The organism is Mesorhizobium sp. A623 (genome assembly GCF_054489405.1).
Genome location: NZ_JBTMXB010000040.1, coordinates 22,376 through 33,270, shown reverse-complemented (window position 1 = coordinate 33,270; position 10,895 = coordinate 22,376). Strand labels below are relative to the sequence as shown.

Annotated in this window: 9 protein-coding genes and 1 pseudogene; 5 read left to right on the top strand and 5 right to left on the bottom strand. The window is 58.0% G+C overall.

Annotation, left to right across the window (positions count from 1 at the left end):
* Both panB and ACX3P1_RS24280 read right to left on the bottom strand, forming a co-directional pair.
* A partial coding sequence (panB, locus tag ACX3P1_RS24285; RefSeq protein ID WP_459082148.1) for a 3-methyl-2-oxobutanoate hydroxymethyltransferase occupies positions 1-2,267 on the bottom strand: 2,267 nt, incomplete at its 3' end.
* 291 nt (positions 2,268-2,558) lie between these two features.
* Positions 2,559-2,891 carry a hypothetical protein gene (locus ACX3P1_RS24280; RefSeq protein ID WP_459082147.1) on the bottom strand — a complete coding sequence of 111 codons (333 nt, stop codon included), beginning with the start codon at positions 2,889-2,891 and terminating at the stop codon, positions 2,559-2,561.
* Positions 2,892-3,113: 222 nt separating this feature from the next.
* On the opposite strand from ACX3P1_RS24280, the gene ACX3P1_RS24275 reads away from it, so the two are divergent.
* The 4 genes from ACX3P1_RS24275 (at position 3,114) to repC (ending at position 7,557) form a co-directional block, all read left to right on the top strand.
* A complete protein-coding gene (locus tag ACX3P1_RS24275; RefSeq protein WP_459082149.1) occupies positions 3,114-3,407 on the top strand; it encodes an FCD domain-containing protein in 294 nt (97 codons plus the stop codon).
* A 565-nt stretch (positions 3,408-3,972) separates the two neighbouring features.
* Positions 3,973-5,184 carry a plasmid partitioning protein RepA gene (gene repA, locus ACX3P1_RS24270; protein ID WP_459082146.1) on the top strand — a complete coding sequence of 404 codons (1,212 nt, stop codon included), beginning with the start codon at positions 3,973-3,975 and terminating at the stop codon, positions 5,182-5,184.
* A complete protein-coding gene (repB, locus tag ACX3P1_RS24265; protein WP_459082145.1) occupies positions 5,184-6,203 on the top strand; it encodes a plasmid partitioning protein RepB in 1,020 nt (339 codons plus the stop codon). Before repA ends, repB begins: the two co-directional genes overlap by 1 nt.
* Before the next feature lie 154 nt (positions 6,204-6,357).
* The gene (repC, locus tag ACX3P1_RS24260; protein ID WP_459082144.1) at positions 6,358-7,557 is read left to right on the top strand and encodes a plasmid replication protein RepC; all 1,200 of its coding nucleotides are present in this window, start codon (positions 6,358-6,360) and stop codon (positions 7,555-7,557) included.
* A 62-nt stretch (positions 7,558-7,619) separates the two neighbouring features.
* Here repC and ACX3P1_RS24255 read toward each other — a convergent pair whose 3' ends face one another.
* Together ACX3P1_RS24255 and ACX3P1_RS24250 are read right to left on the bottom strand one after the other, a co-directional pair.
* A complete protein-coding gene (locus ACX3P1_RS24255) occupies positions 7,620-8,042 on the bottom strand; it encodes a PIN domain-containing protein (RefSeq protein WP_459082143.1) in 423 nt (140 codons plus the stop codon).
* A complete protein-coding gene (locus tag ACX3P1_RS24250; RefSeq protein ID WP_459082142.1) occupies positions 8,039-8,305 on the bottom strand; it encodes a type II toxin-antitoxin system prevent-host-death family antitoxin in 267 nt (88 codons plus the stop codon). Before ACX3P1_RS24250 ends, ACX3P1_RS24255 begins: the two co-directional genes overlap by 4 nt.
* A gap of 817 nt (positions 8,306-9,122) precedes the next feature.
* Between ACX3P1_RS24250 and ACX3P1_RS24245 the strand changes: the two genes are divergently transcribed.
* Positions 9,123-9,917: a DUF1403 family protein gene (locus ACX3P1_RS24245; RefSeq protein ID WP_459082141.1), complete on the top strand. Its 795-nt coding sequence runs from the start codon at positions 9,123-9,125 to the stop codon at positions 9,915-9,917.
* On the opposite strand, the pseudogene ACX3P1_RS24240 reads toward ACX3P1_RS24245, so the two are convergent.
* A pseudogene (locus ACX3P1_RS24240) lies at positions 9,904-10,469 on the bottom strand (IS5 family transposase); the annotation flags it as partial. The gene ACX3P1_RS24245 and the pseudogene ACX3P1_RS24240 overlap by 14 nt on opposite strands.
* Between the last annotated feature and the right edge of the window lie 426 nt (positions 10,470-10,895).

Below are 10,895 nucleotides of genomic sequence, written 5' to 3'. Positions count from 1 at the left end.
TCGATCTGGAAGGTGCCGAGCGTGTCGGCCTTGCGGATCATCGCGTAGGTTTTCGCGTCCTCCGGCGGAATGCTCGCCAGATCGAGATTGATCCCCTTGTGCTCGGAGAGGAGATCGAACCCTCGCTTCATGCAGGAAAGCATGCCCAACGCCAGGCAATCGACCTTCATGAACTTCAGGATGTCGATGTCGTCCTTGTCCCACTCGATCACCTGCCGATCCTTCATCGCCGCCGGCTCGATCGGCACAAGGTCATCGAGACGGTCATTGGTGAGCACAAACCCACCGGGATGCTGCGAAAGATGGCGCGGCGTGCCGATCAGTTCGCGAGCAAGTTCAAGGGTCAACCGCAAGCGTCGGTCGGCCAGGTTGAGATTGAGTTCTTCGGCATGTTTCGGGTCGACGCCATCCTTCGACCAGAACGAGATTTGGCCGGACAGCATCTTGATCAGGTCTTCGGTGAGGCCGAGCGCCTTGCCGACATCGCGTAATGCACCTTTCGAACGATAGCGGATAACCGTCGAGCAAAGGGCTGCATGGTTACGACCATAGGTCTCAAACACCCACTGCATGACGATTTCGCGCCGTTCGTGTTCGAAATCGACGTCGATGTCGGGCGGCTCGCGCCGCTCCTCGGACACGAACCGTTCGAACAGAAGATCGTTGAGGTCAGGATCGATCGAGGTGACGCCGAGTACGAAGCAGACGGCACTGTTGGCGGCGGACCCTCTTCCCTGGCAAAGGATTCCTTGAGAGCGGGCAAAGCGGACGATGGAATTCACCGTCAGGAAGTACGGCGCATATTCCAGCTTTTCGATCAGCCGCAATTCGTGCATGAGCGAGGCGCGCACCTTGTCGGGAAGGCCTTCGGGATAGCGCTCCGCTGCACCTTCCCAGGTCAGGTGTTCAAGCGCCTGTTGCGTTGTCAGGCCCGGCATCGTCTTTTCTTCGGGGTATTGGTAGGCGAGTTCATCCAGCGAGAAGCGGCAGCGTTCCGCGATCTCGACGGTGCGGGAAAGCGCTTCCGGATAGCGGCCGAACAGGCGTGCCATTTCCTCGCCGGGTTTCAGGTATCGATCGGCATGGCGCTCTCGCCGAAAGCCTGCGTCGTCGATCGTGCAGTTGTGCCGGATGCAGGTGACCACGTCCTGCATCAGACGCCGCGATGGAGCGTGGAACAGGACGTCATTGGTGATGACGGTCGCCACATGCATCGAGGCCGCGAGGCTCGAAAGCTCATGCAGGCGCAACTGGTCATTCGGCCGCCGTCGGAGCGTCAGCGCCAGATAGCCGCGATCGCCGAAGGATTCGCGCAGTCGCCTAAGTCGCAGGCCGCAGGTATCGTCCGCTTCGTCGGGTACGAGGACGACGATCAAGCCTTTGCCATAGGCGACGACATCGTCCCATCCGAGGGTGCATTTGCCTTTGCCGCCCCGTCCTTTGCCGAGCGACAACAAGCGGCAAAGCCGCGCATAGGCGGGACGGTCGGTGGGATAGACCAGGAGTGACAGGCCATCGGCGAGATCGAGACGACAGCCGACAATCAGGCGCACCCCGGTTTCCTTGGCCGCCTGGTGGGCACGGACAATGCCGGCGACACTGTTGCGGTCCACGACGGCCAGCGCTTCGCAAGCGGGCGAGGCTCCAATACCGATGGTCGGAATGGCGATCTCCGCGGTAATCCGTCGTGCGAGTTGCTCGGGCACTTTCTCAAGCACCACCGAGAACGCGCCCGCTTCCGCCACCACAGCCGCGTCGCGCCTGATCCGGTCAGCCTCATCTCCCCGTCCTTGGACACGATAGCCGCCGAAGGAGTTCACCGCCTGGGGCGTCAGGCCGATATGGGCCATGACCGGGATACCGCGGGCGGCGAGGAAGCGGATGGTGTCGGCCATGCTCTCACCGCCCTCCAGCTTGACCGCCGCACACCCAGTCTCGGCCATCAGCCTGCCGGCATTGCGAAACGCCTGCTTCTCGCCTTCCTCGTAAGAGCCGAAAGGCATGTCGACGACCATTAGCGCGCGCTCCAGCCCACGCCGCACGGCTTGGCCGTGCATGATCATCATGTCGAGGGTGACGCCGAGCGTGGAGGGCAGACCGTGCAGCACCATGCCGACACTGTCGCCGACCAAGGCAATGTCGCAATGCCGATCGACGAGCTTCGCAATCGGCGTGGTATAGGCCGTCAGGCAGACGAGCGGAGTTTGATTCTTCCGTAAGCGAATATCAGGCGGTGTAATCGCCTTTGTGTCAGCTGCTGCACTCAACGGCGCCTCCTTCCCTTGCGTCAACCACCCGCAGGGTGACGTTTGGCATATTTTTGTGCCGTTGCGAAGAGTCGGTTGCTGCAACGCGGTGCGCGTTGACGGGCGGCCGGACGACATCGAACGGGTGGGAGGAATTCACTCGATTAAAGTAGCAGATTGTGAAACTGATCAGTCCGCCTAACCCGTTGAGAACAGTAGCCAAAGATTAAAGTGCAGGGTTCCGAACTTGTCGCTTTAAATGTCTAAATCCCGCCATGTGAACCCATGAGATTTGGGGTGAGTTTCCGGGTTTTACTCATCGGCCTTACGGATCATGTCATCAACGATCTCGGCGGGAGTTTTCTTCGAAAAGTCAACCACCTTGGCAGCCTTGACGCCTTCTCCTATCAATTTCTTCAGGGCGGAATCCTTGACGCCGAGTAGCTTTGCCCGAGCAGTTCTCAAATCGGCCAAGCTTAGGTCGTCCAGTTTGCCTTGGTCCAATTTTTCGATAAATGACAGCGGTACACCGTAGTAGTCGGCTGCTTGGTTAGGCGTGAGGTTCATTTCGTCTGATGCGAGCTGCAAATCCACGGCGATCTCGGCTTTCAGCATCACCTCGTCGTATATTGTGTCGTCACCCATATCGCCCCCCTGTCGACGTAGTCTGCATAGTTAACACCCAATGGCTCCGAGGCGTTCCATGGCGGAGTTCAAATCTTTGGGATTGAAGAGTCGAATTCGAAAAGCCTTCAACGATATCCATATCTTGCACGCAGTCTGGTGAGTATCGGACTTATGCTGCGAAAGCTCTGTTCCTGATGAATAAAATTCCGCATCATCGACGATTTCGAGAGCGTGACCGACATGATGCTGATCAGCCAATGGAACCTCGGCCTACATTTGGCTTTCTATGCTCCGGCCGGCATGTCCCATCTGGAGAACATGATCACGCGAGCCCACACCATCGCGCAGCGTTATACCCACATCTACATGCGCCTCAGCGGAGCGCCTATAGCCACGCACGACGAAGATCGTGCAATCCTGGCAGCCTATAGTGCGAAGGATATCGACCTGGCCGAAAACCTAATACGAGAACACATTGCAGTGGCCTCCGACGAATTCGCCGAGTATCTAAAACCCCGACTTGCCTCGTTGTAAGCTGTTCAACTGGCGATATGGATATACACGACCGGATGATAAAAGGATTGCGCATGCGATGGGTCGAAGAACGACCTTGCCGATAGCTATCCCCTTCGGGGTCCCGTAAGCGACGAATGCCAGGCTAAAGCCAGGCTGCGAAAGCGCGAAACGGCGATGCAGGGTTTCCGATCATCAGGAAGTTTTCAACGCGTCGTCTAGGTATTCTCGGCTCTTTGCAATCTGTTCGTCCTACTCTAAACACACTGCTCTGCTCTCGCCATCTACATTCGCCTCCTGCAAGCGATGGCGGAATGAACGCAGCAGTTGGGTCGTCGAGCTCGATGCCAGTAACGAGAAGCGGTATATCGCTGAGTGATGGCCACCCTGCCCTGACAGTCGAATTTCAATCCAATACAGTCCTGTTTACGGCCGTAAACTTTATCTGGATCCTGTGATGCGTTCCGCCAGAAAATTGTGTTAACCTTCTGTTAACTTTAAATTCCTTGCACGATGATGAGAATCGGGGCTAAGTGCGATATATCTGCTGATGCGGATGAAAATTCGCACTTACGGGTTCTATTGCATGAATATCGCATTCGACGCCGACAAGCCTCTAGCCGACTTCGATCAGCTCATATTGAAGCAGGGAGCCGCGCTGTCTGGCCGCCTTGAAAAGCATCGTCTGGAAAATTTTCCACCAGATGCCGTGAAGACCCTGCGTTCATTCCAGCTTGCCGAGGTCGCTCAATATCTCGGGATCAGCCCTGGTTATCTCAAGAATCTATCATTGAACAGCAAGGGGCCACAACCAGCCGTTACGGCAACTGGCAGGCGTTCTTACTCGGCTGCGCAAATGCTGGAGATGCGGCACTATCTCGATAAAAACGGCCGCTCGGATTCGAAAATGTATGTGCCCCACCGCAAGGAAGGGGAGCATTTGCAGATCATTGCCGTCGTCAACTTCAAGGGTGGCTCCGGTAAGACGACGACAACTGCCCATCTGGCGCAGCACCTCGCCCTGACTGGTCATCGTGTTCTCGCTATCGATCTCGATCCGCAGGCATCTCTTACAGCGCTGCACGGCATCCAGCCTGAATTGGACAATCTCCCATCACTCTATGAAGCCCTTCGATACGACGAGGACAAGAAGTCGATCACGGAGCTTATCAGGTCGACCAATTTTCCCGGTCTGGACATCATTCCTGCAAGTCTCGACCTGCAGGAATTCGAATACGACACTCCATTGGTGCTCGCCGAGAAGGGCACGCGCGACATGGGCAGACTGTTTTTCACCCGTCTCGATGCCGCTTTGTCGGAGGTTGAAAGTCAGTACGATGTTGTCGTTCTCGATTGCCCGCCACAGCTTGGCTATTTAACGCTGACAGCATTGTCTTCGGCAACGTCTGTTCTCGTTACTGTTCATCCTCAGATGCTTGACGTGATGTCGATGTGCCAGTTCTTGCTGATGCTCGGTCAAATTCTCGATCCTATCAAACGGGGCGGGGGCAACATGAACCTGGACTGGATGCGATATCTGGTAACACGATATGAGCCGGGTGACGTGCCGCAGAGCCAGATGGTTCATTTCATGCGGTCTCTTTTCGGTGGCTTCGTTCTCAAGAACGAAATGGTGAAGTCGACGGCGATCTCGGACGCGGGCATTACGAAGCAGTCACTATACGAGGTCGAGAGAAGCCAACTGACACGCTCAACCTATGACCGGGCAGTTGAATCACTACAGGCCGTCAACGGCGAAGTCGTTTCGCTCGTCCACAAGGCTTGGGGGAGGACATAATGGCTCGTAAAGGTATCATGGCGGGTCTCATGGAAGACGATGAGTTTACGGCCGTAAACTCATCCAATCCGGAGTCTTCAAAGCCGACTGAAATACCCGCACGACGCGGTGCCTTCGGGATGATGTCCCGTGCAGCAGATGAAGTCGCGGCAAAGGTTGAGGCAGCGCAAAAGATTGAGCAGCAGCTGTTGTCGGGCACTCAAATTATTGAACTCGATCCCGATGACTTGGAGGCCTCATTCGTCGTCGACCGCCTGGAAGACGATGACGGATCAAGCCTTCAGGATCTGATCCAGGCTATCCGTGAGCGTGGTCAGGACAGCCCGATCCTGGTGCGGCCTATTCCAAACACGGAAGGCCGCTATCAGATTGTTTTCGGCCACAGGCGTGCGAAGGCCGCCATGGCTCTGGGCATCAAAGTCCGGGCATCGGTTAAAGAGCTGTCCGATCAGGAACATGTCGTCGCGCAGGGGCAAGAGAATACCGTCCGAGCTGACCTGAGTTTCATCGAGAGAACATTGTTCGCACAAAAACTCGCCGAACGGTTCGACAACGAAACCGTCATGTCGGCGCTGGCCGTTAACAAAACCGTGCTCTCGAAAATGCAGTCGGTCACGACGAATATCCCGTTCGATCTCATCTACAAGATTGGTGCCGCGAGAGGAGTAGGGCGTGACCGTTGGTATGATCTGTCGGTTCTCTTCAAGAGCGACAATGCACCCGAACTTGGCGACATCATTGTCCAAGATGCTTTCAGGGCGGCGACCTCTGATGACCGTTTCACGAAGGTCTATGATTTTCTGAAGAACGGCCCAAAGACAGCTAAAGCCAAGAAAACGGTCGCGATCGTTAAACCTTGGGCTCCGATGGACGAGTCGGTTAGCGTTCTCGCTAAATCGCGTCCCAAAGCGCTCACTGTTGAATTCTCGAACACTGACGGCAAGGCGTTCGGGACATGGATAACGAGCAATCTGGACGATCTCTACGAGGCGTTCAGGAAGTCGAAAACGGAGAACTGAAACCGCAAAAGAAAAAGGCCCCCAGACGGCGAACCGTGGAAGCCCTTCTCGATCTTTAGCAAGTTGAGAATCACATTTCCACGAATCAGTGTCAAGCGTTTTGACGTCAAAGTCGGCGAGTCGGGTTCTTTTGCCTAACTGTAGGCGAAGAAAAATGGAAACGCATATCGCAACGACGCCCTTTGGGCGGCGGCCGATGACGCTCGCCATGTTGGCAGCACAAAAAGAAGAGATACCGGCAGGGAAAGCCGTCGATAAGTGGCAGCTGTATCGCGATCTCTGCGAGGGGAAATCCCTCGTTGGTATCGGTGACCGCTCGCTGGCTATCTTGGCGGCACTGTTGTCGTTCTATCCGGACAACGAGTTGTCGGAAGAGAACGGCCTTGTCGTGTTCCCCTCCAACAAGCAGTTGTCGCTTCGTGCCCACGGCATGGCTGACACGACCCTGCGGCGGCATCTGGCAGCGTTGCTCGATTGCGGGCTGATTACGCGCCGGGATTCTCCAAACGGCAAACGATATGCCCGCAAGGGCAGGGGAGGGGACTTGGAGGAAGCGTTTGGTTTCTCGCTTGCTCCGCTGCTGGTACGCGCCGATGAGATCACAGACGCCGCTGAACGGGTGCGGGCGACCAACCGTGCGCTGAAGTTGATGCGGGAGCGGATCACGCTTCACCGTCGCGATATCAGTAAGTTGATCGAGGCGGCCGTCGAAGAAGATGTAGCCGGCGACTGGGGCGGCCTGTGGAGGCGTTTCCGCATTGTTGTGGATGCGATCCCCCGCCGGGCAACTGTTGACGACCTGGAGCCTATTGTGGGCGAATTGGCCGCGATCCGTGACGATGTGGATACGCTGTTGGATTCTCACATGAATACCGAAAATCCGGATGGCAATGAATCCCAGAGTGGCTGGCAGCAATCTGATTCAAATACCAATAACCTTTTTGAATTTGAACCTGCTCTCGACAAGAGCAAGGCAACGGCGGAGCCAGAACGGGGAACGCAGGAGCCGCCGAAAGGGTATCCGCTCGGGTTCGTGCTGAAGGCCTGCCCCGAAATCATGGATTACGCGGTCGTGGGAATCGGCAGCTGGCGCGATTTGATGGCCACGGCCGCCCAGGTGAGAGGATACCTCGGGGTTTCGCCGTCAGCGTATGAGGACGCCTGCCACGTCATGGGGCCGGAAACTGCGGCGATTGTCGTCGCCTGCATCCTGCAGCGGGCCCAGCACATCAATTCGGCAGGCGGATATCTCAGGGTACTGACCGAGAAGGCGAGGGCAGGGGAGTTTTCCGTTGGCCCGATGCTCATGGCGGCATTCAAATCGAATGGGGCAACGGCGAGGATGGTGGGGTAGTTGCGACCTAGAGCAGGCGGTAAGCACTTCAACCCGTTGCCGGTTTGCGAATCTGGAGAATATCATCCGATCCAAGGGTCGAAGAGCTCTATTCCAAAGCGCTCAAAATCCTTCGTGTTACGGGTCGCAAGGGTGAGGTCGTGAGCAATCGCGGTGGCAGCGATGAAACCGTCCATTGATGACATGCCACGGCCGCTCCGCTTTGCAAGTCCCATCAGGTCGCCCCAGGCTAAAGCTACCGACTCGTCAACAGGGAGAACCCTCTGCTCGAAGCGCTGTGGCAGGTCGCGGGCAAGCCACTCAGTCAGTGCATCGCGTTTCCGACCCTTATCCATCAGGGCAACGCCGCGCCGAATCTCTGCGATCGACACGACGCTGATGAATGAACGATCCTCGTCGAGTCCACCTAGCCATTCCAGCACCCGCGCGTCAGGGCTCGGCCTTGTCACTTCGGATAAGACATTGGTGTCGAGCAGAAGTCTCATAATGAGAGATCACGCGGTTCGTCGCGTTGGCGCTCGAGGTCCAGGCCAATGCCACGTAGGGGCGACTCCATCAGGAACTCCGCAAGGGTGCCCTTGCGTGCGGTCTTGCGTTGCCATTCCTCAGCCGAAACGACAACAACGCTTGGCTTGCCGTTTCGTGTGATCATTTGTGGCACCGACTGTGCACGCTCGATAACCTCCGAGAACTGGGCCTTTGCCCGGGCGACGGTCCACTTGATATCCGTTTCAGGTGCAGACAGCATTTCTAGCCTCCATGACCATAATGACTATCGTGACGATATAGTCTGTGGCCGGCGCCGAGACAATAGGGGAGGGCGGTTCGCCACGGGATAGTGCCCTTATCGAAACAGCGCAGGTCATTCATCGGCGGATCGTGGTGAGGGCTCCTAGCGCAAATCCGACACGCGTGGCTAGAGAAGGCGCTTGTAACGCTCTGGGCGCCGCCCAGCCAGCTGCCCGATGGACTGAGGCTTTCACGGAATTTGGCGTCTACGCCCAGCCGGCCCGCAAAGGGCGAGGCGGCGCGTGGAAATTATTGAACCACACAGAAGCTCGTAGAACGCGTTGGGAGGGCTCGGATGACCATCAAGTCGTGACAGGCGAGAAACCTCTGTGCGACTCTGTATGGCCGAAATACGCAAACGGATGATTTTCGGGAAGAAAGGCTCTCCGGAAACCCGTTGGAAGCCGGAAACTCGGTCTTCAGTGGGGCGGACCTATCCGCAAGGCCGGTCCGCTCAATGAACGCGAATTCTCGTCGAGCTGACGCCCAAAAGAGGCCGTCCGGCGTTGAAAAGCGAGCGACACGGTTCGTTTTTTCCAGAGCGCCATAACGAGCGATAAGGCAACATTATCATTCTTTATTTGCTTTGGACAGCACGTGCGCTTTAAGCGTTAATAGTTAGCTAAAAGCGCACTATCGGAGTATCGTGCCCGGACGATGTCCGCAACCGATTCATCCGCCAACGTCGCCTCTGCGCCCCCGACCGTGCCCGGCTGGGCGGTGCCGCGTGGGCTCGTGACAAGCGATGTGGAGGCCGCGTTCTGGCGGGCTCGGCCTTGAATTCATTGGATAATCTCATTCGATCGGCTCCCGCTTGGGCGGGGAGCTGGCGGCAGCGTCTTGCGCTGAAATGCGCGGCCACAGCGACCGCGCTGGCCGGCCGGACCGAGAACGAATCGCAGTTGCGCGACGCCTGGCACCTGCGTGCGCCGGGAGCCGATCCCGGCCCTGCCGGAAACCTGCTTGCCGCTTGGAAAAGCCTGGCCGAGCGCTCACCCAACATCTCTCCTGACCGTTTGCGCAGGGCGGTGGATCTGCTCGGCCTGCGCTGGAGTGACAGCCTCGTCTCCTTGGGGGAGCAGTTTGAAGTCCTAGCCCGCTCCGGCCAGCCTGCGCCTTTGGCCGCTGCGGCGATCGCTACCGAAGTCCACAGGCTGCGGCCGGATACCGGGCTGCTCGGCTGGTGGATCGCAGACCTCGCTATCGCCGCGCGGATGCGCTGGCCGGTGGCCGTGCCCTTGCTGGTGACGCAGGCGCCCGGGCCTGCCTTCCGCAGCCTTAGTGATCGGGGTCGCGTGCGTCCGGGAGGAGAGGGGTTCAAGCGTGCGATCTGCGTGGCTCTCGCGCTGGCGGCAACGGACGCCTGCCGGAGCGCTGGCGAGATCGCATCGCGAGCGGCGCGACTCAATGCAGTCGCGCGCAAGCTGCGCGCCAAGGGGGCAGGGGAGGTGATCCAGCTTCTGCTCGATGAGGATTCTGTGTCCGGCACACTGCATACGAAAAATTTGACGCGCTGGGGTTCACGCCGATTGTTCGAGCGCCTGTCGGCATCAGGCGGATATTGGCAATGACGCCGCGCGCAGCCATCTGGGCATGCAGCGCATCGCTGTCGTAAGCGCTGTCGGCGAGCAGAACCTGGCCCGCCGCCAGCGTCGCGAACATGTCAGCGGCCGAGCGCCCATCATGCGCCTGACCGGCGGTGAGCTTCAGGCGGATGGGGCGCCCCTGGCTGTCGACAAGGGCGTGGATCCTGGTGGTCAGGCCGCCGCGCGAGCGACCCATGCAATCGGATCGCCCCCCTTTTTTGGGCCGTTCGCGCCATGCTGGTGCACACGGATCGAAGACGAGTCGATCATTTGCACGTCGCCGTCGTAAGCCTCTGATATGGCGTTGAGAATACGTGCCCAATGACCGGCCCTGCGCCACCGGTTGAAGCGGTTGACACAGGTGGTGTGGGGGCCATATCGGACCGGAATGTCGGCCCAGGGCGCGCCAGTGCGAAGACGCCAGAAGATCCCATTGAGAACCCGGCGATCATCAACGCGCGGCTTGCCTCGGACCTTGGTCGGCAGCAACGGTTCAATCACAGACCATTCGAAATCAGTCAGATCAAAACGGGCCATGCAATCCTCCTGCACAACATGCAGTGAATCAGAACAAGCACGTCTCGGGAATCCCCTTAAGGGGTATGTGGCCTAGCCCGCTCGTGGGGGTTGCATGGCGGGCCATTTCGGACAAAGCTGCTGTCGATCGCCGGACGCATGCGCCCGGCCAGGCATGATCGACTGAACCGTCTGACTAGCCCTGGCCGGGCTTAAGTTTTTTTCCCGCGCCACAGGCTTGCCGAAGTAATCGAAGAGTGCGGCGCGCTTACCGGGCCTCAGCCCTGGTCGGAACAAACGTCCCCGCCGATCTTGGCGGGACACACGACAGGACATTGCCCGCCCCTTGTGCCTAAAGCCGCGTGAACTGAAGAGGGAGGTTACAGAGGGCTTTTAGGTCAGCACTAAGGTTTAGCCTCGTGTGTATTGAGACTTTAATTGGTCTTC

Excerpts from the sequence above, each read along its gene's own strand:
- ACX3P1_RS24280 (WP_459082147.1), bottom strand. The coding sequence starts at position 2,891 with ATGGGTGACGACACAATATACGACGAGGTGATGCTGAAAGCCGAGATC.
- ACX3P1_RS24275 (WP_459082149.1), top strand. The coding sequence starts at position 3,114 with ATGATGCTGATCAGCCAATGGAACCTCGGCCTACATTTGGCTTTCTAT.
- repA (WP_459082146.1), top strand. The coding sequence starts at position 3,973 with ATGAATATCGCATTCGACGCCGACAAGCCTCTAGCCGACTTCGATCAG.
- repB (WP_459082145.1), top strand. The coding sequence starts at position 5,184 with ATGGCTCGTAAAGGTATCATGGCGGGTCTCATGGAAGACGATGAGTTT.
- repC (WP_459082144.1), top strand. The coding sequence starts at position 6,358 with ATGGAAACGCATATCGCAACGACGCCCTTTGGGCGGCGGCCGATGACG.
- ACX3P1_RS24255 (WP_459082143.1), bottom strand. The coding sequence starts at position 8,042 with ATGAGACTTCTGCTCGACACCAATGTCTTATCCGAAGTGACAAGGCCG.
- ACX3P1_RS24250 (WP_459082142.1), bottom strand. The coding sequence starts at position 8,305 with ATGCTGTCTGCACCTGAAACGGATATCAAGTGGACCGTCGCCCGGGCA.